Below are 26,789 nucleotides of genomic sequence, written 5' to 3'. Positions count from 1 at the left end.
TGTACTGCAACAACCCGACCTCAACCTTACCGGCCGATTTGCCGATAAGCCTTCCATGGGGGCAGCACCATCCAAAGCCCCGCCTCTCCGCCCCTATGAGGACACAAACGATGGCAAAAGATAAATCCACCGCTCCCTCTTTCGTGGTTCCGGTTGCGCACCTTTGGACGGCCCTGCTCGGGATGCTCCTGATGCTCATGGCCGGCGGCTGCTCGGCGATCCGGATGGGCGAGACCCGCTCCCTGCCGCCGACCACGATGCCGCAGACCGTCACCGTGTCCCCCCACCTGAAGCGAGCCCAGGTCAACTTTCACCCCTTCGACGTCAACGCCACCGTCATTTCCGGCGGACACTACGAGGGGCTGCTCCAGGTCAAACAGCCCTGGATCTGGGGACTCTCCGACGAGCAGAAAGCGGCGATGTACGGGGACCTGCGCAACGTCGCCCGTTACGCCTTCATCGACCAGTTCATCCGGCTGGGGCTCGAGGTTCGCGTCCCCCAGGAGCACGCCGCCCAGTTGGACCTGCCCAAACCGAAACGGACCAAGCCGGTCAAACGGGAGAGCCTCGAGATCCAGGGGGTGGTGACCTCGATCGACATGAACACCTACGGCCGGGGGCTTTCGGGAACCTTCGAGGGGTACGGCTCGGCAGGGAACTACTGGGAGGCGACCCTCGTTTTTTCCGGCATCAGCGTCGTCGACGCCCGGGGGAACATCATCTGGAGCGGAGACATCAAGAAGTACTGCAAGCTTGCGAACAGCCCGGTCCAACTCGACTGGACCATGTTCACCCTCATATCGAAATCCCTGGAGATGTCGGCTGCCCACCAGGGGCTCCTCGGCGCAAAGAACGCCCTCGAGAAAAGCAAGGCGGAGTACCACCTGGAGCCGATCAACGAGAACCCCGTCGAAATCGCGGCGCGGCTGGCCGCCATCGACCTGATCGGCATCATCGAGCAGGAGTTGTCAAAGAACACCTCCGGTCGATAAGTTACGCTCTCAGCGCCGTCAAGACTCCGGGACAGACTGACTCGGCCATAGTCCGGGCTGTCATTGCCCCCACTGATCCAGTCGCCGGCACAGTACCAAGATTACCTAACCTGTGAAAATTCGGTTATACTAAGCCCGCTGTCTTAGTAGCACTGCAACTGGGTATAGCTCATTCATAGCAGACTGAATCGCTGGCTTCGATTCTGCTTTCCTGCCGCCGGAGGTGACCGTGGCACAGGACCACAGCCAACAGCAGAAAATCCGGGACGAGATTCGATCCCTCCGTGAACGTCTGGCCGCAGCAGAAGCGGCCTTGACCACCGCACCAAGCCAAGGTGCCGGGGGAGGCGACGAGAACCGTCTGCTCCTGGCTTTGGACGCCGCTCATCTGGGGATGTGGGATTGGCACCTCCCCAGCGGCCGGGTTACCTGGAACAAGGAACACTTCCGCATGATGGGGTACGAGCCGGACAGTTTCGTCCCGACCTACCGGCACTGGACGGATCGCATCCATCCCGAGGATCGGGCGGCCGCCGAAGCGGAGATCCAGGCGGCGCTGGCCCGGGGAGCCGAATATCACGCCGAATTCCGGGTGCTCCAGCCGGACGGGGTGGAACGGACCCTGGAGGCCCTCGGGCGGGTCGAGCACGACGCATCGGGCGCCCCGGTGCGCCTCTACGGGGTGGTTTCCGACATCACCGAGCGCAAGCAGATGGTCGACGAACTGCGCAGCGCCAAGGAAAACCTCGAACAGCGGGTCGCCGACCGTACCGCGAACTGGGAACAGGCGGCCAAGGAGCGGGAACAGTTCTACCGGTTCTTCCAGACCTCCGCCGACATCATGGCCATTGCCGACCCCAACGGCGCCTTTCTCCAGACCAACCCCGCCTGCACCGATCTGCTCGGCTATTCCCCGGAAGAACTGGTTTCCCGCCCCTTCATCGCGTTCGTCCACCCCGATGATCAGCAGCCGACCCTGGACGAAATGGCCCGGCAACAAAAACTCGGCTACACCCTCAAATTCGACAACCGTTACGTATGCAAGGACAGGACGATTCGTTGGATCTCCTGGCGGGCGGTCTACGACGCCGAAGAGAACTGCACCTACGCCACCGGCCGTGACATCTCCCTGCAGCGGCAGCAGGAGGAGGCCCTGCGCAAAAGCGAGCGCGACTTCCGGCTGCTTGCCGAAGCGATGCCCCAGATCGTCTGGGTCACCGACCCCGCGGGGAGAAACACCTATTTCAACCAGCAGTGGGTCGACTACACCGGCATCCCTCTCGAAGAGGGCTACGGCGACGGCTGGATCAAGCCGTTTCATCCGGAGGACCGGCAACGGGCCTGGGACGCCTGGCAGGCCGCCACGAAACAGGAGGGTCGCTATTCGCTGGAGGTGCGGCTGCGGAGGTGGGACGGGGCTTACAAGTGGTGGCTGGTCCGGGGCGTGCCGGTTCTCGATGAGCAGGGGGGGATTCTCAAATGGTTCGGCACCTGTACCGACATCGAGGAGGTGAAAAAGGCCGAACAGGAGCGGCTCGCCCTCGAACAACAGATGCAGCAGACCCAGAAACTGGAGAGCCTGGGCATTCTCGCCGGCGGGATCGCGCACGACTTCAACAACATCCTCATGGCCATCATGGGAAACGCCAGCCTGGCCCTCATGAAGATGGATCCGGACTCGCCGCTGGCCTCCAACCTTCAGCAGATCGAGCAGGCCTCCGAGCGGGCGGCGGACCTAGCCAGACAGATGCTCGCCTATTCGGGAAAGGGAAAGTTCCTGGTCGAATCGGTGGACCTGAACGCGCTGGTGCGGGAAATGCTGCACATGCTCAAGGTCTCGATCTCGCGAAACGCCGTCTTGCGCCTCGAGCTTTCCGAACGCCTCCCCTGGGTCGAGGCGGACTCGACCCAGATGCGGCAGGTTATCATGAACCTCGTCCTCAACGCCTCCGAGGCACTGGCAGAGGAGACCGGCATCATCACCATCAGGAGCGGATACCGGCACTGCAGCCACGACGAGTTGAAGGATGCCTGGGGTGAGAGAACCCTGGCCGAGGGGGCCTACGTCTACCTGGAAGTAAGCGACACCGGCTGCGGCATGGACCAGGCAACCCTGGCCAGGATCTTCGACCCGTTCTTCACGACGAAGTTCCTCGGGAGAGGGCTGGGCATGGCGGCGGTGCAGGGGATCGTCCGGGGACACAAGGGGGGAATCAAGATCTCCAGCGAGCCTGGGCAAGGAAGCACCTTCCGGCTTCTTTTGCCGGTACAAGGGAAAGTCCCCCCGGAGTACGCCAACCAGGCCGCGTCGGACCAATGGCACGGAGCCGGCACCATCTTGCTCGTGGACGATGAGGAACTGGTCCTCGGGGTTGGTTCGGAGATGCTCAGGGAGCTCGGTTTTTCCGTGGTGACTGCCGACAGCGGGAAGAAGGCCGTGGAAATCGTCGGTTCCGGCAGGGATATTTCCCTGGTGATCCTGGACCTGAGCATGCCGGAAATGAGCGGGGATGTCTGTTTCCAGGAGCTGCGCAAGACGCGACCCGACCTGAGGGTCATGATCTCCAGCGGATACAGCGAACAGGAGGTCGTGCAGCGGTTTCCCGAGGGTCGAGGTCTGGCGGGCTTCATCCAGAAGCCGTACAAGGTTTCGGTGCTCAAAGATGCGCTGCGGAAGGCCATGGAGAGCTGATCGTTAGCAGGATCGTGCTTGACCGGTGGGTATAAACCCGTCTATAACGTGACGCTGTCTCACGAGGTAACGGCATCAAAGGTTCCGCCGGCACGTAGCTGGGGGCAAGGTGGATGATGATCCAAAGCAGATTAGTATCAGTTCTCGCAGCCGTCGTTTTCTTTGGCATCCCCGCCGTCAGTCATGCCGCGGAGGAGACGTCCCCGATGGGGAACCAAACTTCGGCGCGGACCGAAAAGCAGGAACCGCCCCTGCAGGCTGAGTACCGTCGGCTTCGGACCGCGCTCAAGGAAACCCAGGAGGAGCTGGACCGCAACCGGGCCGAACTCGCCCGGCTCAAGCACCGCTGGATCGTTCAGAAGGGAAGGCTCCCCACCGCCAAAGAGATCAAGGAGTACGAAGAGAAACTGGCGCAGGGGAAGAAGGTAAAACCGGAGGAAAATCCCTACGTGAACCGGAACCCGCTGTCCAGCCCGGCCCGCGCCCGGGCGGCGTTTTACGGCAAGCTCGAAGAGGTCCGGCGGGAGGAAAGCCACCTGAAGCAGTTGAACGATGATCTTGCCGCACTGGAGCGCAAAGCCGCTCGCGCGGGTGCCCCCGCTCCCTGACCGCACCGCTATTAATCCATTCCCGATCCGTCGACATGAAAAGGCCGGCTCCTCATCCCTGAGGTCGCCGGCGGCGGAACAGCTGCAGGCAGCCATCGCCTTTTTCAACGTGGGGGAGGCGGGAGGACGCAGGGTGAAAATGGCTTCCCGGAAGTTGCCCCAGTCCAAGGCCGCCCCCATCGCGGTTTCCCAGCAGAGGATCCAGCGCATGCCGGTTGCCGCAGCTGCCACTGTCGATTTAGGCGGCGACCCGTTGGACGTCGGATTTGAACGCTTCTGAGGTTACCCTTTCCATGCATAGCCCGTTGTGCTATCATCCTGTACCTTTGGAAACACTATTCCAATAGGAGGAGATGGAGATGAAGAAGGTTCTGTTATTAAGTGCTTTGTTATTAGTATTTGGTTGCAGCAAGGGTAAAAATGAACTGGTAGGACAATGGGAATCTGGCAAAGCCCAGGGCGGCAAGGCAGCGAAGATAGAGTTTTTCGCCGACCATACCGCCACGTTGAGCCTTGGTGTCGGTCAACCGATGAAGATTAAATGGAGCATGGGAAAGAACGGCCAGGTCAAGCTTCAGTCGGCCCAGGACCGCAACATGCTGACCTTCCAGCTCAACGGCGACAAGCTCGCGCCTGAAGGAGGCGACGGGGTGATGACCTTCACCAAGCAATAGCCAAAGCCGAATCAGCCCCCCCCTCACGCAGGCCAGACCACCGAGGCCCGGGCATGAAAAAAGGGACCCTGCTACTTTTCCAGCGAAAAGTGGCAGGGTCCCTTTTTTTTCGCCCCGCCTGAGCCGCCAGCCGTTCCAACCCGTTCCCAATAAAACAAACTCACGCCCCGTTTCCCATCTGCCGCAGGTTGTTGATGTCCCGCAGCGGCGGGGCCCCGAAGAACCGGTTGTATTCGCGGCTGAACTGAGACGGGCTTTCGTAGCCGACCTGGAACGCAGCCGTGGCGGCATCGACGTGCTCGGCCAGCATCAGGCGCCGGGCTTCGTGCAAGCGGAGCTGCTTCTGGTATTGTAATGGGCTTAATGCCGTCATGGACCGGAAGTGGTGGTGGAAGGTCGAACTGCTCATGCGCGCCTCGGCGGCGAGATCATCGATGCGCAACGGCCGGTTGAAGTTGTCCTTGAGCCAGTCGAGCGCCCGGGCGATCTGCTGGCTCTGGCTTCCCGCCGAGGCGATCTGGCGCAGGCGCCCCCCCTGCTCCCCGACCAGCAACCGGTAGACGATTTCCCGCTGGATGATCGGCGCCAGGATCGGAATGTCCCGCTCCTCGTCGAGGAGGTCGATCAGGCGCTGAAAGGCGCAAAGGAGCGGCAAGGTGATCTTGCTGGTCGCCATGCCGCGGCTGGACTGCACCGGAGCCGAAGGGAGGTTGCTGTCCACGATCAGCTGCGAGATCTCGCGCTGGTCCAGTTTCAGCTTGAGCCCCAGGTAGGGCTTCTCCGGGCTCGCCTCGGTAATCTGCACGATGGTGGGGAGGTGCACCGAGGTGATCAGGTAGTGGTTCGCGTCGTACTGATACGCCTCGTCACCAAGCAGCACGCGCTTGGCACCCTGGGCCACCAGGCAGACGCTCGGCTCATACATGCCGCTCATCGGCTGGGTCGGCTCGTCCCGGCGAAAGAGCGACAGCCCCGGCACCGGCGAGGCAAATAGCTCTCCCTTCTCGGTCCATCGGGCAATACTGTTTTTCAGTTCCTCCAGCGCAAGTTCCATCGCCTGCTCCTTTTTTCACGCTTGCCATCGACGGGGGGAGCGCCCTTCCCGGCGCGTTTTCTGCCGCAACCGGGCGGAAGGCAGCCTCTGATGCAGCAAAGCCCGGCTCCGGCCCGGGGGGGGGAAATCAACCTGTTTCCCTGCATTGCCCCCTGACCAGCACCTTACCCGACTCAACCTGGCCTTACAATATTTTTTGCAGCGTCCGGACGATCGGGCAAGAATCGGGCAGAATCATTCTACCTCTCGCTGCGAGATCGGGAGTACGATCCGATCATCAACAGGGGCAACCGGATCCAGCGTTGCCCGAGGAGGAGAGCATGCAGTTCGAGTTTCAAAATCCCACCCGCCTGATCTTCGCCGCCGGGGCGCTCGCGCGCCTGGGGGAGGTGGTACGCCGCCACGGCAAGCGCGCCCTGCTCGTTACCGGTGGCGGCAGCGTCAAGCGCAGCGGCGTCTTCGCCCGCGCCGTGGTCAGCCTCAATGCCGCCGGCGTGACCGTCATCGAATGTTCCGGCGTCGAGCCCAATCCCCGCCTTTCCACGGTGCTCCGCGGCGCAGAGCTCGCGCGCCGCGAAGGGTGCGACGTGGTCATCGCGCTGGGTGGCGGCAGCACCATGGACGCCGCCAAGGTGATGGCCGCAGCCGTCTACTACGAGGGGGACCCGTGGGACATGATCGCCCACGGCCAGGACCGGCAACGGCTCCCCACCCGCGCGCTCCCCGTCGTCACCGTGCCGACCCTCGCCGCCACCGGCTCCGAGATGAACTGCGGCGCGGTCATCACCAACGAGCAGACGACGGAGAAATCCTTCGTCATGGCCGAGTGCCTCTATCCGGTCGCCGCGGTGGTCGATCCGGAGCTCACCGTGAGCGTCCCGGCCGATCAGACGGCCTATGGCATCTGCGATCTCATCACCCACGTGACCGAAGGATACTTCAACGGCGTCGACGGGACCCCGGTGCAGGACCGTTTCGCCGAAGGGGTGGTCGCGACGGCGCTGGAATGGGGCCCCAAGGCGGTTGCCGACGGAAACGATCTCGAGGCGCGGGCCCAGATACAATGGGCGTCGGTGGTGGCCTTGAACGGCTGGGTGCAGATCGGAACTGACGCGCCGTTTCCGGTCCACATGATCGAGCACGTCCTGTCCGCCCACCACGATGTCGCCCACGGAGCGGGACTTGCCGTGGTGAATCCGGCCTGGATGCGCTATGCCGCCGAATCCCGCCCGGAGCGCTTCGCGCAGTTTGCCCACCGGGTGTTCGGCGTGCCGGCGAAGTGGAGCGACCCCGCCGGTTGCGCACAGGAGGGGATCGCGAGCTTCGAGTCGTTCCTCCGCTCGATCGGCTGTCCGACGCGTCTCTCCGAGCTGCGCATCGGCGACGCGCTCCTGGCGCGCTACGCCCAGGAAACGGTGCGGATCGCCCACGATGACCAGCGCCGTCTGCCGGGGCGTCCCGCGCTGAGCGAGGCCGAGATCGTCAACCTGCTCCGCTCGGCGCTGTAGCACCTACAAAGGAGATCCATGTAACGCTGCGTTGAAAGCAATCCCTGCGCCCCCTCCCCTTCAAGGGGAGGGATAGGGTGAGGATGGGGTACAAATTCGTCCTCTCCATCATGGAAAAGGAGAACGACATGCAAAAGCGAAAACTGGGGAAAAACGGTCTGGAAGTATCCGCCATCGGGCTCGGCTGCATGGGGATGAGCTTTTCCTACGGCCCTCCGAAAGATAAGGAAGAGATGGTCCGGCTGCTGCGGGGCGCTGTCGAGCGCGGAGTGACCTTCTTCGATACCGCAGAGGTCTACGGTCCGTTCATCAACGAGGAGCTGGTCGGCGAGGCGCTCTCCCCGCTGCGCGACCGGGTGGTGATCGCCACCAAATTCGGCTTTGCCACCGGCACCGATCCCCGGGGCAACCAGGGGGGACCGCGCCTGAACAGCCGTCCCGAGCACATCAAGGAAGTTGCCGAAGCCTCCCTGAAAAGGCTCCGGACCGACGTGATCGACCTTTTCTACCAGCACCGCGTCGACCCGGACGTGCCGATCGAAGAGGTAGCCGGAGCGGTGGGCGAGCTGATCCGGGAAGGAAAGGTCAAGCACTTCGGCCTCTCCGAAGCGGCGGTGGCGACGATCCGCCGCGCGCACGCGGTCCAGCCGGTGACCGCAGTCCAAAGCGAGTACTCGCTGTGGTGGCGGCGCCCGGAGGAAGAACTGCTCACGGCCCTGGAAGAGCTCGGTATCGGCTTTGTGCCGTACAGCCCGCTGGGACGCGGCTTTCTCACCGGGAAGATCGACGAGAAGACCACCTTCGAAAGCGGCGACTTCCGCGCCAACCTCCCCCGTTTTACCGCGGAGGCACGCAAGGCAAACCATGCTCTGGTCGACCTTTTGGGGAGCATCGCGGCCAAGAAGAAGGCAACTCCGGCCCAGATCGCCCTAGCGTGGCTCCTCGCCCAGAAGCCGTGGATCGTGCCGATTCCCGGCACCACCAAGCTGGAGCGTCTGGAGGAAAACCTGGGAGCGGCGGCTATCGAACTGACGCCGGACGACCTTCGCGAGATCGATGCCGCCTCCGCCCGGATCAAGGTCGAGGGTGAACGCTACCCGGAAACCCTGGAACAGATGACCAACCGCTGAAAAGCTCGCGTTACTACCTGGAGGGAACATCTGACGTCTCCTCCCCTTCAAGGGGAGGGACAGGGTGAGGATGGGTTTCCCACCCACATGGAGGAAACACATGTTCAACGTAAAAGCTTATTCCGCAGCCAGCGCGACTTCTCCGCTGGCCTCCGCCACCATCCCGCGCCGGGAGCCGACCGTGCGGGACGTACAGATCGAAATCCTTTTCTGCGGCATCTGCCATTCCGACCTGCACTACGCCCGCGACGAATGGCACAGCGTGATGCCGACCGTGTATCCCTGCGTTCCGGGGCACGAGATCGTCGGCCGGGTCACCAAGGTCGGCGCCGCCGTCACCAGGTTCAAGGCCGGCGACGTGGTCGGCGTCGGCTGCATGGTCGACACCGACCAGACCTGCCCCCATTGTGAATCCGGGCACGAGCAGTTTTGTGCCGACATGACCCTCACCTACGGCTCTCCGGACAAGCACCTGGGCGGGGTGACCTACGGCGGGTACTCGGACAGCATCGTCGTCAACGAGCGTTTCGTGCTGCGCGTCCCGACCAACCTGAACCTCTCCGGCGTGGCGCCGCTGCTTTGCGCCGGCATCACCACGTACTCCCCCATGCGTCACTGGGGCGTCACCCAGGGGAAAAAGGTCGGGATCGTCGGGCTGGGCGGGCTCGGCCACATGGGGGTGAAATTCGCCCATGCCTTCGGCGCCCACGTCGTTGTCTTCACCACTTCACCGGGCAAGAAGGAAGACGCCCTGCGCCTGGGGGCCGATGAGGTGGTGATCTCCCGCAACCCCGAAGAGATGCAGCAGCATGCCGGGAGTTTCGACTTCATCCTCGATACCATCGCGGCCGAACATGACATCAACGCCTACCTGAACCAGCTCAAGGTCGACGGCAACCTCACCCTGGTCGGAGCCCCCGACAAGCCGCTTGCCGTCTCCGCCTTCGGGCTGATCTTCGGGCGGCGCAGCCTCTCCGGCTCCCCGATCGGCGGGATTCCCGAGACCCAGGAGATGCTGGATTTCTGCGGAGCTCATAACATCACCGCCGACGTCGAAGTCATCCCGATCCAGAAGATCAACGAAGCCTACGAGAGGATGGCCAAGTCCGACGTCAAATACCGCTTCTCCATCGACATGGCCTCCCTGAGGTCCGAATGAACGGAGATACCACGATGAGTAAAGAACCTTCCGCAGCAAAGAAGCTGATCGGCGACTTCGCCCCGAAGCTGGTTGAACTGACCGACGACGTCCTGTTCGGGGATGTTTGGGAGCGCCCGGAGCTTTCCCCGCGCGACCGGAGCCTGGTAACGGTGAGCGCCCTGGTCGCCCTGAACCGCACCGAACAATTGCGTTTTCACTTGGGAAAGGCGCTGGACAACGGGGTAACCAAGGAAGAGCTGATCGAGCCGATAACCCATCTCGCCTTCTATTCCGGCTGGCCCACGGCGATGAGCGCCATCCTACTCGCCAAGGAGATCTGCGGGCAGCGGGCCGGCTGAGACAGGCAGGTGGTGCCCGCTTCGCGAGAAGCTATCACTTTGCAGGTAGGCGGGCAGCACGCCCTTCACTACCGACTACCGATGATCGCGCCAGGGATGTCGCTCTACCAGAAAAGATAACGAAGGAGTACCCATGCCTAAAAACATCCTCGTCCTCACCGGCAGCCCCAGGAAAGGTGGCAACACCGACAAACTGGCCGATGCCTTCATCGCCGGGGCCCAAAAGGCCGGACACACCACGGTCCGCTACGCAACCGCAGACAAGCACATCAGGGGATGTGTCGACTGCCAGACCTGCTTCAGCAAGGGAGTCGCCTGTTCTTTTGCGGACGACTTCAATGCGCTCGCCCCACTCGTCGAACAGGCCGACATGCTCGTGTTGGCAACACCCCTTTACTGGTTCTCTTTCCCAACCCAGCTGAAAGCGGCCATCGACAAGTTCTATGCCTTTTTCATCGGGAACCGGCCGTTGAAGATCAAGGAGTGCGCACTGGTTGTCAGCGGGGGAGACAGCGAGGTGAGGAAATTCGACGGCATCGTGACGTCGTACCAGTTGATCGCCGAGTTCCTCGGCTGGAAGGATAGCGGCATCGTCATCGTACCCGGACTGCACGACAAGGATGACGTCTTGAAAACGGACGGACTGCAGCGCGCCGAAGCGCTCGGACAGAGCCTCGTTTAACGTGAGGGTGGGCACGATTCGGGGACGGGCTCCCAAAGGTGCCGGCTCCCCGTCACCCTTGCCCCCCCCGAAAGGTCATCGGAAGAATCTCTTCCAAATCCGCAGCCAATGCAAAAGGGGACCAGCAGATTAACCTGCCGGTCCCCTTTCCTCGTTATTCGCTATGCACAGCTAGGCAGCCATCCCCCACCGGTGAACCAGCGGCAGGCACAGGGATAACAGTGTGCTATCCCTACTGTTTTTCGGTAACAGGGTAGGGTTTTCCCGGTATATTCCTCAGAATACGTCCCGTGCTATAAAAGGCTTCAAGGCTGCTCGCCCTCTTCGATCGGAACCACCTTGTTGACCAGGTTGGCCACCGCATGCACTACGCAGTACATCACCACGATAAGGATGAAAACCGTCACCGAAAGCGTGTCCTTCATTACCCATCCCCTTTCTGCCGTGCCTGTGCCACAGCCCTTCCTGTTACCGTCCCCGCCGGCAGCGGCGCCCGGTGCTGATGTGTATCGGTTCGAGAAGCGTCGGACTGAAGTACTTTTCAATACCTCGCCAAATAGCAGCCACGATCCCCAACAGCACGGTTCATGCCAGCAATAACACCTGCATTTTCAACACTTTCCCCAGAAGGCTCCCCCCCGACGTGTTCACGGTTTGCGCATCCGGGTCGGCGTCGTGAACAGGTGCACTGGCACAGCAGGTGATCCTGGCGCGAGTTCTCAAACAGAAAAGCAAGGAACAGTCAGCAGCGAAGGTAACAATACTGTCAGTATTTTGTTACACTCTCTTTACCCTGCTGAACCCCCTCATTGTGTTACCGGCAACAAGACATCACCCCCCCATCACCCAGAGAGGTAAGTACATGGACTGGATTAGAAACAGTGTCCGCAACAAGCTTTTTGCAACAACTACCTTTGGCGCAGCCATGCTCATTGCCGCAGCCGGCCTTGGGTTCCTCATGATGTGGAACAGCGTCCGCACCTTTCGCGACGACGTCGACCGCCAGTACCGAAATGCGGTGCAGGTGCTCTCGGTCCAGGCCGACTTCAAAAAACAGGTCCAGGAATGGAAGGACACCCTTCTGCGCGGCAGCAACCCGGCCGACCTCGACAAGTACTGGGGTCAGTTCGAGAAGCAGGAATCCCTGGTACGCAACGGGATGACCGAGCTGCTGAAAACGGTCGACGATGCCGAATCGAGGGCGTTGGTCGAACACTTCCTGGCGGCGCATCAAAAGATGGGATGGGATTACCGGAAGGGCCTCAACGCCTTCAAGGATTCCGGCTTTGCAAGCAGCGCCGGGGATGCAGCGGTGAAGGGGATGGACCGGGCTCCGAGCGAGCTTCTGTCGCAGGCGGCCCAGCGGTTGAAGACCCTTGCCGCGGAAAGCTCGCACCAAGCGGAGGCACGAAGCCGCCAGGGTATCGTCTGGAGCGTAGGCGCCATGGCGGTGGCTTGCGCCTTCGGCACGATCATCACCCTCGTATTCATCAGAAAAGAGGTCCTGCTCCCGATCGCACAACTGGAACTCGATCTCGGCAATCTGGCCAACTTAGACCTTGCCACCGCCTTTACCCAGAAGGGTTCCGACGAACTGGGAATGATCGCGGCAAGCGCCGAAAAGGTACGCAGAAACATGCAGGATATGATGGCCCAACTCCTCCGGTCGGCCGACGAGGTCTCCTCGGCAGCGCTGCAGTTGCGTGAGAGTTCGGACGTGATCGCCACGGCCACCGAAAAGATTGCCAGCCAGGCACAGACCGTCGCCACCGCCGGCGAGGAGATGACCGCGACCAGCCAGGGGATTGCCGAAAACTGCCAGCAGGCCGCGCAGGAAGCCCACCTTGCCACCACCTCCGCGCAGAGCGGGGCGGTCATCGTCGACACCACCATCGTCTCCATGACCAACATCGCCACCAAGGTGCAGGAATCCGCCAAGACCGTGGAGAGCCTCGGCTCCCGCTCCAAGCAGATCGGGGAGATCAGCTCGACCATCGAGGAGATCGCGGATCAGACCAACCTGCTGGCGCTCAATGCCGCCATCGAGGCCGCGCGGGCCGGCGAACAGGGTCGCGGCTTTGCCGTCGTCGCCGACGAGGTTCGCGCCCTGGCGGAACGTACCTCCCGGGCGACCCGCGAAATAACCCAGATGATCGCCATGATTCAGGCGGAAACCAATGGTGCGGTAGCGGTAATGGAGGCCGGCGTGGACCAGGTCTCTTCCGGCACCACCGAGGCGGCCCGCTCCGGCGAGGCCCTGCAGACCATACTGCAGCAGATCGACTCCTTGAACCTCCAGGTCAGCCAGATTGCCACCGCAGCCGAGGAGCAGACCGCCACCACCACCGAGATATCCCTCAACATCCAGCAGATAAACGACGTGGTCAGCACCGCCGCCCAAAACGCCCATGAGTCGGCACAAGCCGCCGCCCTTTTGAGCAGCAACGCGGAACGGCTTCACACCCTGGTGCAGCGCTTCCGGATCTGAGAGAGCCTTACCCCTGCTTGAATAGTTGGGCGTAAAACAAATAAGGGGATCGGCAAATTCCGCCGATCCCCTTCCTGTTCCTCCTGTGGGAGCGCCCTTCCGGGCGCGATTGATCGTCTTTCCCCCAACTCCCGACCCAGCTTGATTACCCTGGGGGAGCGACCTTCCCTCCCGCCCCGTCCCCCTACGACGGCTCCGCCGTCTCTCCCTCCGGCACCGTGCCCCCTTCGCCCCCCATCCGCTCCCGGTCCTTGCTGTGGTCGCGCGCGATCAGCATGTAAATGGAAGGCACGGCAAAAAGCGTGAAAAGGGTGCCGACGAACATCCCCCCCACCAGGACCAGGCCGATGGAATTCCGGGCTGCCGCGCCCGGGCCGGTGACCAGGGTGAGGGGAAAATGCCCCGCGATGGTTGCGGCGGTCGTCATCAGGATCGGGCGCAGCCGGGTCATCGCCGCCTCGCGTACCGCCTCCAGCTTGGCGCGCCCCTGCAGTTGCAGCTTGTTGGCGAACTCCACGATCAGGATGCCGTTTTTCGAGACCAGCCCGACCAGGGTTACCAGCCCCACCTGGGAGTAGATGTTGAGCGTGGTGGTCCAGCCGTGGGTGAAAAAGGGGGTATTCGGGTCGGGCATCTTCAGGAAGGTGAAGATGAGCGCGCCGAACATGGCGAGCGGCACCGAACCGGCCAGGATGACGAAGGGATCGCGGAAGCTGTTGAACTGGGCGGCCAGAACCAGGAAGATCAGGACCACCGCGAGGGCGAAGGCGGGGAGGAACTTGTTCCCCTCGGTGCGCAGCTGGCGCGACTCGCCGGTGTAGTCCAGGACGTACCCCTTGGGGAGCATCTTGGCCGCCTCCCCTTCGAGGTAACGGAGCGCCTCGTCCAACGGGCGCATCGCGACGCCGCTGATCTTCACCGCGTTCAGCTGCTGGAACCGGTTCAGCGAGCGCGGCACCACCGACTCTCTGATTTTCGCGATCGTACTGAGGCGGATCAGCTGCCCGTTGGGGCCGGTAACGTAGATCCCCTCCAACTGCTCCGGGTTGAGCCTCCCGGCTCTCTTCACCTGCGGGATCACCTTGTAGCTGCGCCCCGAGATGTCGAAGCGGTTCACGTAATCGCCCCCCACCATCCCGCCCAGGTCGCCCCCCACCTCACTCAGGTTGAGTCCCAGCGACCCCACCTTGTCCTTGTCGATGATGAAACGGGTCTCCGGCTGGTCGATCTTCACGTCGATGATCGGGGGAAACGCGAACATGCCGCTTTGCATCGCTTTGAGCTTCAGCTTCTGGGCGAACTCCAGGATCTGGTCGGTGTCCGCCGTCGAGGCGAGAATGAACTCCACCGGGAAGTCGCCCCCCCCCGGCAGCGCCGGCGGCGTCACCGGGAAGATCTGGATCCCGGGAATCCCCATCAGCTTTTGCTGCACCTCGGGCATGATCTGGAAGATGTTCCTTTTGCGCTCGGTCCAGGGCTTGGCCACCATCCCGGAAAATCCAGAGTTGGGGAAGGTGATCTGGAAGGTGAACTCGGTCTCCGGGATGCTCATGAACGCGCGGTTCACCGCACTGGCGAAGATGTGGTTTTGGTCCAGGGTCGAGTTGGCCGAGGCGTCGACGATCCCGAAGATGACCCCCTGGTCCTCCATCGGGGCGAGCTCCTTGGCGGACATGGTGAACATCGGCACCGTGAGGAGGACTACCACCAGCCAGACGAGGTAGACCGCCGGCCGCACCCGGAGGATCGTGTCGAGCCGTCTGCCGTACCACTCCCGCAGGCGGTGGAAGTCGCGCGCGATCTTCCCGGCAAAGCCGCGCTGGTCGCCTCCCGGCTTGAGCAGGCGCGCCGACATCACCGGAGAGAGCGTCAGTGCCACCACCCCGGAAATGGTGACCGCCCCCGCCAGGGTCAGGGCGAACTCCCGGAAAAGGGACCCGGTGAGCCCCCCCTGCAGTGCGATCGGCAGGTAGACCGCGGCCAGGGTGATGGTCATCGCGATGATCGGCCCCACCAGCTCCCGGGCTCCGGCCAGGGCCGCCTCCAGCGGTGTTTCCCCCTGCTCCAGGTGCCGCTCGACGTTTTCGACCACGACGATCGCATCGTCGACCACGAGGCCCACCGAGAGGACGATGGCGAGCAGGGTGAGGAGGTTGACCGTGAAGCCGAAGGCCTGCATCAGGAAGACCCCGCCGATCAGCGACACCGGGATCGCGACGATCGGAATCAGCACCGACCGGAAGGAGCCTAAGAACAGGAAGATCACCACCATGACGATTAGCAGGGTGTCGCGCAGGGTCTTGAGCACTTCGGTGATGGCGCTGGAGATGTAGTTGGTGGCGTCGTAGGCGATGTTCGCCTTCAGCCCGGTGGGGAGCTCCCGCTCGATCCCCTCCATCTCGACGCGGACCCTTTTGATGACGTCGAGGGAGTTGGCGTTGGGGAGGGCCCAAATTCCCATGAAGACCGCGGTCTGCCCGGAAAAATGCACCTCCGAATCGTAATCCTCCGCCCCCAGCACCACGTCGGCGATGTCCGAAAGACGCACCACCGTCCCCCCGGACTGGCGCACGATCAGCTGCTTGAACTCCGGCACCGTGCTCAGGTTGGTATCAGCGGTGAGGTTTACCTGGATAAAGCTCCCTTTGCTCCGCCCCAGCGCCGTGAGGAAGTTGTTGGCGGCGAGCGCCTGACGCACCTGCGCAGGGGTGATGTTGAGCGCCGCCATCCGGTCCGGCTTGAGCCAGATCCGCATGGCGAAGGTGCGGGCCCCCAGGATGTCGGCGCGCTGCACCCCCGGGATCGCCGAGAGCCGGGGCTGTACCACCCGCACCAGGTAGTCGGTGATCTCGTTTTGCTGCAAAAGATCGGAGGAGAAACTCAGGTATGCCGAGGCGAACTGGCTGTCGGCCGACTCGATGTTGATTACCGGGACTTCCGCCTCCGGCGGGAGGTCCCGGCGCACCTGGTCCACTTTCGAGCTGATCTCGGCGAGGGCCTTGGTCGAGTCGTAGTTGAGCTTGAGCCGGATGGTGATGGTGGAGAGCCCGAGCGTGCTCTGGGACTGCATGTATTCGATGCCGTCCGCAGCGGCGATGGCCCGCTCCAAGGGAGAGGTGATGAAGCCGCGCACCAGTTCCGCGCTCGCCCCGACGTAGACCGTGGTCACCGTCACCGAGGCGTTCTCGCTTTTCGGGTACTGGCGGACGTTGAGAGTCCGGATCGCCTGCAGTCCCGCGATCACGATGATCAGGTTGACCACGATCGCGAGCACCGGACGGCGTATGAAAAGGTCGGTGATCTTCATACCGATAAGCCCTTATCCTCCCCCCTTTGATTGAAAAAGAGGGGGTGGGGGGGATTTGCCTTTAGGGGCCCCCCGTATTTCCACCCGAACCTCGTTCCCAAGGTCCACCTTGGGAACGCAATGATGTTCAAAGCTCCAGCTTTCCCCCAGCCCCGAGTCCCCACTCCCCGCCTTTAAGAATCCTCCGGCTTGGGTGCCGTCTGGAACGACGGTGACAGCTTGTTGTTGACCACCACCGACTGACCGTTACGCAACTTGAACACCCCGGTGCTGACGACCACATCCCCCTGGTTCACCCCGCTCAACACCGCGACGAAATCCCCCCGTTTTTCCCCGAGCCGCACGAACTGCTGGCGCAGGACGAAGCCACCCTTGTGTTTGGGATCCGCGGCCACGATGAACACCGAATCGCCGTACGGATTATAGAGCACCGAGGTGGTCGGGATGATCAGCACCTGCTGGCGTACCGGCAGCCCCACCGCCACGTTCACGAATAGTCCGGGGCGCAGCCGTTCGCTGGCATTGGTCAGGGTCGCCCGGAGCCTGACGTTGCGGGTGTCGGTGTCGACGATGGGGTTGATGGCCGAGACCCGTCCGGTGACGACGACGCCGGGAAGGGAGTCGCAGGTGACCCGGACCGGCAGCCCCTGGTTAAGCCGGCCGATTTCCTGCTGCGGTATGGCAAAGTCCGCATAGATCGGATTGAGGGTCTGGAGGGTGACGATCGGGTCCCCCTCGCGCAGCATCTGCCCGAGGTTGACCTGCCGGATGCCGGCGCGCCCGGTGAAGGGGGCGCGGATGGTCTTCTTGCCGATGGTGGCGCGGATGTTGTTCGCCTGCGAGATCGCCTGGCGGTGGTTGGCGACCGCGGTGTCGTAGTCGTTTTGGGAGATGATCTTTCTCGGCAGCATCTTGGCATCGCGCTCGAGGATGAGCCGGGTGAGCGATTCCTGGGCTTCGGCGCCGGGGAGTTGGGCCGCTTCGGAACTGATGTCCTGGCGCAACAACGGCTCCCCCTTCCGGACCAGCTTCCCGGATTCAAATGATATGTCGGCAACCTTGCCGGCTAGTTCGGCGGCAACCGTCACCCCCTGTACGGCGGTGAGCGTACCGACCGCCGTCAGCGTGTTCTCCCACGATTCCCGTGCGACCTGGGCCGTGGTCACCGTTTCCGGCGGAGGGACCGTATGCTTCGCCTTGTCGATCATCGCCCTGATCTGCATGAACTTCAGCAGCGCGAGGATGCCGATGACGACCAGCACCCCCACCCCCGCCAGCAGAACGGCCTTCTTGGTACCCGATTTCATATCGTCCGCACTCCTTGATTGATGCCGAAGGTGGAACTGGAGCAGGGGAGCCGGTCCCAGCGCCCCCTCCCCTTCAAGGGGAGGTCAGGGGGAGGATGGGGTTGGTTGGGTTCCCCCGTTGCGCGAGGAGCCCGCATCCTTGTTTGCCGCCCCTGCTCCCTGTTGCGTCACCTTTTCTTCCGGTGGCCGGTTCCACCACCCGCCCCCGACGGCCTGGAAGAGCGCCGCCGTGTCGGCATAACCTGCCGCCCGCGCCGGAACCACCGCGAGCCGTGCCTCCTGGTACTGCCGCTCCGCGTTGAGCAGGGTCAGATAACTTACCACCCCGAAACCGTACTGGTCCCGGCTCACCTCGAAACTCTGCCGCGCCACGGTCTCCGCGTCGCCCAGCGCCACCAGGGTTGCCGCGTCCCGGTCCAGCGCCTGCAGCACGTCGGCCACGTTTTGAAACGCCTCCAGCACCGTCTCCCGGTACCGGGCCCCGGCCGCCTCGAACGCGGCCACTGCGGCGCGCTTCTTCGCCTTGAGTTCGCCGCCGTGGAAGATCGGGGCAACCAGGCTCCCCCCCAATCCCCAGACCAGGTTGTTGGCATTGAAAAGTCCGGAACCGTTCAGCGCCTCGGTCCCCAGGGTCCCGGTGAGGCTGATCTGGGGATAGAGATTTGCCGTCGCCACGCCGATGTCCGCACTCGCGGCATGGAAGAGTTCCTCCGCCCCCCGGATGTCGGGACGCTGACGGACCAGCGCCGAAGGGAGGCTCACCGGAAGGTCCCGGGGGAGCCGCAGCTCCTCCAGAGTAAAGGCCGGCAGCGCGGGATCGCCGGGAAACCTGCCGCTCAGGACCGCAAGCCGGTGCCGGGTCTGTTCGAGCTCCTTTTCCAGGGGGGGGAGGTTGGCACGCAGCTGGGCAAGCTGGGACCGCTGGGCGAGTACATCCGGCAGGCTTGCCGCCCCGAACTGCTGCTGCTCCTCAACGAGCGCGAGCAGCCGCTCCTGGAGCGCGATCAGCTCCTTGGTCGCGGCGATCCGGGCCCGCGCCGATGCCTCGCTTACCGCCGCCGTCACGATGTTCGCGGAGAGCGCCAGGTGCGCCCCCTCCAACTGGAAGCGCTGGTACCCTATCTGCGCGGCAAGTCCCTCCAACTCCCGCCGACCGCCGCCGAAGAGGTCCAGATCGTAGGAGACGTTGACCGACGCCTGGTACAGGGTGAGGTCGAAGGAGCCGGGGGCGCCGAAGGCCGCACCCGAAACGTGTTCCCGGTTCACGCCGAGGTTTGCGTCCACCTTGGGCGATTTGAGCGCTCCCCGGCGCGAGGTCAGGTTTTCCTGGGCCTGACGCAAGGTCGCCGCGGCGGCCTCGATGGTGGGGCTCTGCTTGAGCGCCTGCCGGATCAGCCCGTCGAGCTTTTCGCTTTGAAAAAGCCGCCACCATTGCGCCGGGATCTCTCCCCCGACCACGAAGCGCTGTTCCCCACCCGCTGCGTCCTGGGCCGGGATCTTCTCCGCCGGCGGGACAGTCGCGGTACGCGCGCTGGGAGCGGGAGGCTCGGGCGCCCGAAAGTCGGGGCCAACGGTGCATCCCGCCAAACCAAGCGCTGCGGCAAGCATGCTATTTATCACCAAACGGATCGCCTTCATCCTTTTCCCCTCATATCCGCGAAGTATACCCACCTTTTGCCATACCGCTATGCCTCGAAACGATAAGGGTCAGTGAATTTTCCTTACTGAAACAACTTCTCTCAGCTAACGGGCCAGAATCTTTGCATATCATATGGAAAACAATGACTATTGTGAGAGTAACGGCTACTCGCTTTGCCTGTGAGCACATCCAGGCCCACTATTAAGAAAAGACCAATGACTGCCCAAGACGCAGTAGCTCACTACTTGGCAAGAATTTGACTGTTCGATACACCGGGGGGGCTGAGTGGCGGCTCGACTGCCGGGCCGGAGAAACCGTTACCAGGTACCGACGCCGAGGGCCCACCTTACGAAAAAGTAAATAATATGCAGCAATTATGTACTCAAGTTTTATTTCAACCGGTCGATAGGGGTTTCCATCCGCAACTTCGACGATTTCAATGTGGCCCGAGACGGGCCGGGAGGCACCATGTCCGGTTTCTGTATTAAAACTAAGCTGTTCCTCGGGTTCGGAATCGCCGCCCTGCTGCTCATGATATGTTCCGGCACCGGCATCCTGTCGGTTTCAGCCGGCACCCGGCAGCTCAGGGAGGTTGAAGCGGTGGACCAAGTGCGCAACGACGTAGGGAGCATCGTGGCCTTCGCAGCCAGCATCAGCGACGCCATCAAAGGGCTGGCCCTCACCGACGACGAGGCCGAACGGCAGAAGATGTTGGAGGGGATTGGCGCACTGCGCAAAGCCTACAAGGCCAAACTGGATGCCGTCGCCAAGAACGCCACCAGCGAGGACGGGCAAAGGCTGTTGGGCAAACTCAAGGACGCCCTTGCCACCGGCAAGCTGACCAACCAGAAGCTGATCGAGGCGGGGATGAAGGGTGACCGGTCCTCCTTCATCGAGCTTTACAAAAACGAAGGCAAAGCCGCCTTCGAACGGGTGCGGGACGCCAGCAAGGATCTCGACGATTACTTCCAGGCCCGCGCGGCAGCCAAGACCGAAGCGGCCATCAGCAGCGGCAAAACGGAAAAGGTGCTCCTGCTCGCCAGCACTGCCGCCGCCCTGGCGGTCAGCTTTCTCATCTCCGGCCTCATCGCGAGGGCCATCACTCGCCGGATCCGTTCCTGCGTTGCCGTCGCCGACCGCATCGCGGAGGGCGATCTCTCCGTGGACGTCGACCACAGCGGCACCGACGAGGTCGCTCAGCTCCTGCGTGCCATGCACCATATGGTCGGCAACATGAAGCAGACCATCGGCGCGGTAACCAAGGCATCGATGGCCGTTTCCTCGGCGGCGACCCAGTTGCACAGCACGTCAAAGGAAATGGTTACCGGCGCCGACCAAGTCGTGCAGCAGTCGCACACGGTCGGGACCGCCGGCGAGGAGATGGCGGCGACATCGAATGACATTGCCAACAGCTGCCACATCACGGCAACGACCGCCGGCCGGGCCCACAATGCGGCAGTAGAGGGCTCCCACGTGGTGCAGCGGAGCATCTCCGCCATGGAAGCCATCGCGGGCTGCGTCAAGAGTGCTGCGGACACGGTGGCAAGCCTCGGTAGCCGCTCCGAACAGATCGGCGAGATCGTCGGTACCATCGAGGACATCGCCGACCAGACCAACCTCCTTGCACTTAACGCTGCAATCGAGGCGGCCCGGGCCGGCGAGCAGGGACGCGGCTTTGCCGTGGTGGCCGACGAGGTACGGGCGCTGGCGGAGAGAACGACCAAGGCGACCCGCGAGATCGGTCTGATGATCAAGACCATTCAGGGCGAGACCAAGGAAGCTGTCGAAGCGATGAACCAGGGGGTAAGCGAGGTTGAGAGAGGAACCGGCGAGGTGGCGCGTTCGGGGGATGCCCTGGAAGCGATTCTCGAACAAATCGCCGCGGTCACCCAACAGGCAAGCCAGATCGCAACGGCTGCGGAAGAGCAAACCGCCACGACCAGCGAGATCAGTGCGAACATGCAGCGGATCACCGAAATCGTCCGCAACTCCGCCCGGGGAGCGCAGGAGACCGACAATGCGGCAAGCGAGCTGACCCGGCTTGCCGATGAATTGCACCAAAACGTGGGGCGCTTCCGGCTGGCGGCGTAAGAGCCGGGCTGGGCGCCGAAATCATTGCTTTTCCGATCGGGCACCGACCGTTCCTCCAGGCCGCAAAAATAGGGGCCGGCTACTTCTAGCCGGCCCTTTTTGTCCGAATCATCACCTTCGCTGCTTTTTACCACACAACTCCCTCACTGAACTTTCTTCGTTTCTCCTTATTCAGATATTACCTTTTACAGTACAGTTTCCCTCAGCCATCATACTTCTGGATGAAGAACGAATCCTTCCGCAAAGGCAGGGACCTGACATGATGACCGAACAACAGAAGGCGATCGCCTTACGCATGCTCGTCGATCCGCGTCTTCCTCTTGAGGAGAGCGATATCTTGAGTAAGACGTGCGAGCAGCAAGAAAACAGGTCCTATCATATTACTGAGGAGCGGTTGGAGAACCTCACTCAGTTCCTTCCCGACCTGGTGGCGGAGTATCGCAGCGCCGAGAGACGGAGAAAACAGCGGGCCGAAGAAGCGTTGCAGCAGAAAGCCAGCTGACGCCGCGCTCCTTTGGATCGCAGGGCGACCTACGGAGCATGAAAAAAAGGGGCAAAGACAGACCGACTCGAACGTCGGCCATCTTTGCCCCTTTTCAGTTCAGGCAACCCCGGCTAGTTATGCCGAGACGCTGATGGTGCTGTTTTCCAGCAGGGCCGTCGAGTTCGTCGTGCTTTGACTGTCGGTGTTGGAGCCGGCCCCGCGATGATGGTGCCGCCCCCCTTGGGCCTTCATGTCCGACTGGATCTTTGCGAACGCGCTTTTGGCATCGGCAAGGTTACCCGACTGCAGGGCCTGGGACAGGGCCGCGAAATCGTTCTTGACGCCGCTGTTTCCGCTGTTGCTCCCGGTTGCCGAACTGCTTTGGGTCTGGCTGGAGTTCGCGGTGTTCTGTCCCTGGCCACTGATGTTCTGGAGGTCGGCAAAAGCCTGCTGTGCACCGGAGAGATCGCCGTTGTTGAGGGCGCTGGCAAGCTGGCTGAAGTCCTGCTTGCGCTGCTGCATCATGGTCTGCCAAGTCTGGGTGTTGCCGGAAACGCTCGAGATAGTCATGTCTTTTCTCCTTTGTTTATAGTAAGTTGCGGTGAACCAGTCTAAAAAGCCAAGACGCCCTCTCCCATGGAGGGGTGGGACGTTTGGCTGTGTCAGGCAAGCAGGCTGCCGGCCGCCGGCGGATTCGCGGTCGGGTCGAATCCCAGCAGGCCGCTGACCGGTACCGACAACAGGTTCTGGGCGAGCTGGTTGGGATCCGAGGTTGTGCTGCTGGTGGATGCGGTCTGGGTACTGCTCGTCGGGGAGGCTCCGGCAGTCCCATGATGGTGATGACGGCCATGCATACCCTTGGGCTGTCCCGTGCCCCCCTGGCCTTGCATGTCCTGCATCAGCTGCGCAAAGCTTTGTTTCGCGGTGGAGAGGTCCCCGCTTTGCCACGCGCTGCGGAGACTCTGCAGGTCCTGCTGCAACGTGGCTTGCGACGGGCTCGTGGTAGATACTCCCGTTACTGACATTTCTTTCTCCTCCTTACGGTGTCGTGTCGTGCCAAAACCTGGAATGCTTCAGTCAGTCCGCATTCACGGCCTTCCTTAAGAGGTCCGGCCTCATGGTTGTTCTGGCAGTTTTTCCCAATGATCGAAACACGGCTGCGGCCGCCTTGCTGTGCAGCGCCTCCTCTTCGCTACGCACCGTACTGGAGCAGCATCCGTTCCGAGGTTTACGCGGCAAAGGTTTCCCGTGCACAATTGGCAGGGCGTGGGATCGTTTGCGGTGGAGGAGAGTAAACAGCGGCTGGATGGGGCTCTGGCAAAGAATGACGCGGTCCAACTCTGAAGGGGACCGGTAGAGGGGGGCAAAAACCATTGCCGGTACAAGTCCCGCCGCAGCGGGAGCCTGCACGTTGTTTCCGAAATTGGTACACGTTTAGGAGGGGAAGAATTTAATCAAGACGGCAAAGCTGAGTCAAAGCCCTGACGAAGGTGGGATTTCGAGGTGCAACCGCAGAGGTAAATTTGACAGAATTTCTGAATCTGCTGTCATCGACGACCGCAGCTGTCGATACAGCCTTGCCCGCGCCAGGAGGATCGGGACTTGGTTCCACCCCCTTCCTGGGTGGGGGCTGAATCTAAGCAGCCTTATAATGCCAAAAGGACCTGCCGATAACCGCCAGGTCCTTTTGCATTTACTGCTCAGGCGAAAACACTCAGTGGGGCATTCGGCGGGTTTGGTTCCGGATCGAAACCGTTTTCTGCCAGGAGCCGTTGCAGCTGTGGGGCACGACAGGGTTTGAGAATGTACCCGTCCGCGGCACCACTCATGAACGTATCTACAATGTCATTGGCCGAGTTACTCGCGCTTACCACAAAGACCTTGGTCTTCTTCTCGTTCGCATTCTCCCCCGACGCTTCCAGGGCGCGCAGCTTCCCGATCAGGGTCCGGCCGTCCAGACCGGGCATGTGGAGATCGCAGCAGATCAGTTCGTAGGGGGTGCCGGCCTGGTAATTCAGGTCGATCAGCTCCCAGGCGTGTTGGCCGCTCATCACTGCCGTGCACTGAAAGTAACCGCGGAGCATCCGGTGCATCATTTCACAACTCATTGCATCATCATCGACGATCAAACATCTCTTCGCCATATCACCCTCCTCCGCCAGCTCGCCCCCTCCCTCCTTTGACTGGGGGGCTTTCCGTGGCCTATTGACCACAAAGCAGGGTGTATGCCAGCCGCGATGGTACAGAATTACCACCACTTACGTCCTCAGAAAGGTCCCGCGCGTCCCTTTAAAGGACATAATGTCCCCGTTAGTCACACAGAGCCTAACCTGCTTGATTATCATCGGTTTCACAATTCATCCCAGACGCCCTGTCCCTTTTTCGGCCAGCCCCTGTCCTTAACGGCTCCGGTACCCGACGGGCCCCCCCGGTATCGAAAGCTTCGTACCCGGAAACTTCCCCGTCGCTTTACGTCTTCGAAACTCTTGGCACCAAGTGCCTTGGCAAGTGTGCGGGCAGCCCTCCCCAACTAACAGCCCGGAATCCCAGGCGCATTCCCGCGCAGCGTGATACGCGGTGCCAAGGATATGGGTCCTTGGTATCAAGTGTTACGTTTATTAGGCTCCCCAACTATCAGCCTCCCGAGCGATTTACCGCTTTTGCCTCTTGCATTGCCGCCCGCCTGATTTATACTTCTAGAAATTAGCCACCACTAAACTACGAACGAGGTGTGGTTATGGGCGCATTGATCACCGACTTCAGCTCATTGAAAGATAAGGACTTCCTCTTCTCCGCCCGAGCCCTGCTTGCCGCTCTGGCCTGCCATGAAGCCTTTACCGGCAACGTGCCGCCCTACGTCCCATCGATTGCGGATCTTGGGGAAAGCATCGATTTGTACCAAACCGCTTTCGACGCCGCGGCGAACCGTGACTCGGTCAAGGTCCAGCTGAGAAAAGTCGCTCGTCGTCGGGTCGCTGAGCATATTAAGAAGATGGCTAAACACGTGGAGTTAGTCTGCGCGGGGGATGTGATGAAACTTCGCCTGAGCGGCTTCGCCCTTGCCAAACAAAGCACTAAAGGCCAGGCCCCAGCCAATCTGACCGCCATGGTCCTGGAAATCAAACGAGGGCACCTTTCCGGCACGCTGCTGATCCGGTCGCTCAGGGTCCACGGCGCCGGGAGCTACGAGCTGCAGATTACCGACGGTGACCCGACCATTGAAGAGAACTGGCGCGAACAGGGAATCTACGTGCACATCTCGCACATCGAGGTTACCGGGCTTCAGCCCGGGAAAAACTACTCCTTCCGCATCCGGCCTATCGGTCCCAAAGGAAGAGGTCCCTGGTCGCAGGTGAAGACGATCATGCCGGTATGAGATTGCGGTTTTGGTCGACTGCCTTGGTTATTTGCAGCTTCTGGTGACACTTAGGCTTTCGCCACCAGAGGCTCGATCAGCATGGAGGATGATGGGTATGAAGCAGGGTGAGGTGACCGATGATCCGCCGACTGAAATCGGCCGTGCGCTTTTGGAGTCGATTGCTTTGAGTCTTCTCTCCCTCGGGATGGACGATCACCGGGAGAAGGGCTTTGAGATGTGCCGGATGGGCGACCTGACGCATGTGCGGGTGACCGACGCCGAGGGAGAGGTCGCCTTCCAGGTATGCGGAAAAACCGTGGACGAACTGGGCGACCAGCTCATGCTGGCCTGCCTCCACAACCTGAGCATCGAACACCTCGGTGCTCTCCACCTCAAACCGCTGAACCGGCCGCTCAGGGTGAAAAAGTAACGGCTGGTGCGTCGGCAGCAAAAAAGAGGCTACTTCCATGATGGAAGCAGCCTCTTTTTTTTTCGCTATAATCTGCCGCCATGGAGGATGGGTAATGGGGTCCTTCGTAGCCAGTCACTGCCGCTATGACATCAACGCACGGGCAGTTGCTTCGGCTTGCTGCATGACCGCCTCAGGAATCGTGGTGCCAGGTCCAACGCCGCAGGCGCGGATCAGATGGATCTCGGTGAAACCGATCGCTGTGAAGCAGGTCGCGTTGCGCTGATAAATATCAGCGTACAGGTTTTCATCCGGATGCCCCTGCGTGATGATGAAGACCAGCTTCTTCGGAGCCAGGCGGCTCGGTGCGGGATTTGTGAGGAAGTCGGGTTTGAGATAGGCGAACGTGCGGTCAATAAAGCCTTTGAGTTGGGCGGTGACGTCGCCGTAGTAAACCGGGGTGGTCAAGACCAGCGCGTCGGCGTTGCGCACCGCTTCGAGGGCTTCGGAGAGATCGTCTTTCACGGCGCAATGATCGAGGGGCGTCTTGCAGGCGTAGCACCCCTGGCAGCCGCGATAGGACATCTTGTTCAATGCGAAGGTCTGGGTGTCGGCACCAAGTTGGGCGGCGGTATCGTTCAAGCGCTGGGCGATGGCGGAGCTGTGCGAGTCGGCGCGTGGGCTGCCGAGGAGAGTTACTATCTTCATGGTCGGGTCTCCTTCAAGATGGACGCTCAGGTCTTCTTCACCTGGCAAGCGTTTCTACTCCTTTCCTGAAATATCTACAAAGGTTTTTCACCGGCACTGGCAATTCGCGCCAGGAATGGCGCGCCCACAGGTTTTCCTTCCGCGTGCCTCTGGGATAA

General features: G+C 61.8%; 23 protein-coding genes. 15 read left to right on the top strand and 8 right to left on the bottom strand.

The window, feature by feature from the left end; translation table 11 throughout:
- The first annotated feature begins 110 nt into the window (after positions 1-110).
- The 5 genes from JFN93_RS18460 to JFN93_RS18440 all read left to right on the top strand — a co-directional run bounded on the left by JFN93_RS18460 (position 111) and on the right by JFN93_RS18440 (position 4,966).
- On the top strand, positions 111-992 hold the full coding sequence (locus tag JFN93_RS18460) for a hypothetical protein (RefSeq protein ID WP_199385607.1): 882 nt from the start codon (positions 111-113) through the stop codon (positions 990-992).
- 229 nt (positions 993-1,221) lie between these two features.
- Positions 1,222-3,684: a PAS domain-containing hybrid sensor histidine kinase/response regulator gene (locus tag JFN93_RS18455; protein ID WP_199385606.1), complete on the top strand. Its 2,463-nt coding sequence runs from the start codon at positions 1,222-1,224 to the stop codon at positions 3,682-3,684.
- A 206-nt stretch (positions 3,685-3,890) separates the two neighbouring features.
- Positions 3,891-4,292: a hypothetical protein gene (locus JFN93_RS18450; protein ID WP_199385605.1), complete on the top strand. Its 402-nt coding sequence runs from the start codon at positions 3,891-3,893 to the stop codon at positions 4,290-4,292.
- Between the two features lie 133 nt (positions 4,293-4,425).
- The gene (locus tag JFN93_RS18445; RefSeq protein WP_199385604.1) at positions 4,426-4,572 is read left to right on the top strand and encodes a hypothetical protein; all 147 of its coding nucleotides are present in this window, start codon (positions 4,426-4,428) and stop codon (positions 4,570-4,572) included.
- Between the two features lie 79 nt (positions 4,573-4,651).
- The gene (locus tag JFN93_RS18440) at positions 4,652-4,966 is read left to right on the top strand and encodes a hypothetical protein (protein WP_199385603.1); all 315 of its coding nucleotides are present in this window, start codon (positions 4,652-4,654) and stop codon (positions 4,964-4,966) included.
- 160 nt (positions 4,967-5,126) lie between these two features.
- Here the strand turns inward: JFN93_RS18440 and JFN93_RS18435 are convergent, their stop codons facing one another.
- Positions 5,127-6,020, bottom strand: a complete 894-nt coding sequence (locus JFN93_RS18435; protein ID WP_199385602.1) for an AraC family transcriptional regulator — start codon at positions 6,018-6,020, stop codon at positions 5,127-5,129.
- A 320-nt stretch (positions 6,021-6,340) separates the two neighbouring features.
- Between JFN93_RS18435 and JFN93_RS18430 the strand changes: the two genes are divergently transcribed.
- The 6 genes from JFN93_RS18430 (at position 6,341) to JFN93_RS18405 (ending at position 13,328) form a co-directional block, all read left to right on the top strand.
- Complete coding sequence (locus JFN93_RS18430; protein ID WP_199385601.1) at positions 6,341-7,528, top strand: iron-containing alcohol dehydrogenase; 1,188 nt, start codon at positions 6,341-6,343, stop codon at positions 7,526-7,528.
- 128 nt (positions 7,529-7,656) lie between these two features.
- Positions 7,657-8,658, top strand: coding sequence for an aldo/keto reductase (locus JFN93_RS18425; protein WP_199385648.1), 1,002 nt, complete (start codon positions 7,657-7,659; stop codon positions 8,656-8,658).
- A 100-nt stretch (positions 8,659-8,758) separates the two neighbouring features.
- Entirely contained in the window at positions 8,759-9,817 is a 1,059-nt protein-coding gene (locus tag JFN93_RS18420) for an NAD(P)-dependent alcohol dehydrogenase (protein ID WP_199385600.1), read from the top strand.
- 14 nt (positions 9,818-9,831) lie between these two features.
- Positions 9,832-10,158 (top strand): carboxymuconolactone decarboxylase family protein, encoded by a 327-nt coding sequence (locus tag JFN93_RS18415; protein ID WP_199385599.1) that lies wholly within the window; start codon positions 9,832-9,834, stop codon positions 10,156-10,158.
- Between the two features lie 133 nt (positions 10,159-10,291).
- Positions 10,292-10,840: a flavodoxin family protein gene (locus JFN93_RS18410; RefSeq protein WP_199385598.1), complete on the top strand. Its 549-nt coding sequence runs from the start codon at positions 10,292-10,294 to the stop codon at positions 10,838-10,840.
- Between the two features lie 862 nt (positions 10,841-11,702).
- Complete coding sequence (locus JFN93_RS18405) at positions 11,703-13,328, top strand: methyl-accepting chemotaxis protein (protein WP_236021806.1); 1,626 nt, start codon at positions 11,703-11,705, stop codon at positions 13,326-13,328.
- 184 nt (positions 13,329-13,512) lie between these two features.
- Here JFN93_RS18405 and JFN93_RS18400 read toward each other — a convergent pair whose 3' ends face one another.
- From JFN93_RS18400 to JFN93_RS18390, 3 genes are all read right to left on the bottom strand, one after another.
- Complete coding sequence (locus tag JFN93_RS18400) at positions 13,513-16,635, bottom strand: efflux RND transporter permease subunit (protein ID WP_199385597.1); 3,123 nt, start codon at positions 16,633-16,635, stop codon at positions 13,513-13,515.
- A 173-nt stretch (positions 16,636-16,808) separates the two neighbouring features.
- Positions 16,809-17,942, bottom strand: coding sequence for an efflux RND transporter periplasmic adaptor subunit (locus JFN93_RS18395; protein WP_199385596.1), 1,134 nt, complete (start codon positions 17,940-17,942; stop codon positions 16,809-16,811).
- Positions 17,943-18,026: 84 nt separating this feature from the next.
- A complete protein-coding gene (locus JFN93_RS18390; protein ID WP_199385595.1) occupies positions 18,027-19,580 on the bottom strand; it encodes an efflux transporter outer membrane subunit in 1,554 nt (517 codons plus the stop codon).
- A 469-nt stretch (positions 19,581-20,049) separates the two neighbouring features.
- On the opposite strand from JFN93_RS18390, the gene JFN93_RS18385 reads away from it, so the two are divergent.
- A complete protein-coding gene (locus JFN93_RS18385; protein WP_199385594.1) occupies positions 20,050-21,672 on the top strand; it encodes a methyl-accepting chemotaxis protein in 1,623 nt (540 codons plus the stop codon).
- A 259-nt stretch (positions 21,673-21,931) separates the two neighbouring features.
- Positions 21,932-22,174, top strand: a complete 243-nt coding sequence (locus JFN93_RS18380; protein WP_199385593.1) for a hypothetical protein — start codon at positions 21,932-21,934, stop codon at positions 22,172-22,174.
- 117 nt (positions 22,175-22,291) lie between these two features.
- On the opposite strand, the gene JFN93_RS18375 is transcribed toward JFN93_RS18380, so the two are convergent.
- From JFN93_RS18375 to JFN93_RS18365, 3 genes are all read right to left on the bottom strand, one after another.
- Positions 22,292-22,726, bottom strand: coding sequence for a hypothetical protein (locus JFN93_RS18375; RefSeq protein WP_199385592.1), 435 nt, complete (start codon positions 22,724-22,726; stop codon positions 22,292-22,294).
- Between the two features lie 92 nt (positions 22,727-22,818).
- Complete coding sequence (locus tag JFN93_RS18370) at positions 22,819-23,181, bottom strand: hypothetical protein (protein ID WP_199385591.1); 363 nt, start codon at positions 23,179-23,181, stop codon at positions 22,819-22,821.
- A gap of 675 nt (positions 23,182-23,856) precedes the next feature.
- Positions 23,857-24,300 carry a response regulator gene (locus JFN93_RS18365; protein WP_199385590.1) on the bottom strand — a complete coding sequence of 148 codons (444 nt, stop codon included), beginning with the start codon at positions 24,298-24,300 and terminating at the stop codon, positions 23,857-23,859.
- 593 nt (positions 24,301-24,893) lie between these two features.
- On the opposite strand from JFN93_RS18365, the gene JFN93_RS18360 reads away from it, so the two are divergent.
- Both JFN93_RS18360 and JFN93_RS18355 read left to right on the top strand, forming a co-directional pair.
- Complete coding sequence (locus JFN93_RS18360; RefSeq protein WP_199385589.1) at positions 24,894-25,532, top strand: fibronectin type III domain-containing protein; 639 nt, start codon at positions 24,894-24,896, stop codon at positions 25,530-25,532.
- Positions 25,533-25,629: 97 nt separating this feature from the next.
- Entirely contained in the window at positions 25,630-25,944 is a 315-nt protein-coding gene (locus tag JFN93_RS18355) for a hypothetical protein (RefSeq protein WP_199385588.1), read from the top strand.
- A 123-nt stretch (positions 25,945-26,067) separates the two neighbouring features.
- Here JFN93_RS18355 and JFN93_RS18350 read toward each other — a convergent pair whose 3' ends face one another.
- Positions 26,068-26,631 carry a flavodoxin family protein gene (locus JFN93_RS18350; RefSeq protein ID WP_199385587.1) on the bottom strand — a complete coding sequence of 188 codons (564 nt, stop codon included), beginning with the start codon at positions 26,629-26,631 and terminating at the stop codon, positions 26,068-26,070.
- Positions 26,632-26,789: the final 158 nt, after the last annotated feature.

This window comes from Geomesophilobacter sediminis (assembly GCF_016458275.1).
In the GTDB taxonomy this organism is placed as follows: domain Bacteria; phylum Desulfobacterota; class Desulfuromonadia; order Geobacterales; family Geobacteraceae; genus Geomesophilobacter; species Geomesophilobacter sediminis.
Note: the sequence above shows the minus strand (reverse complement) of the source record. Positions and strands in the feature narration are given on the sequence as shown.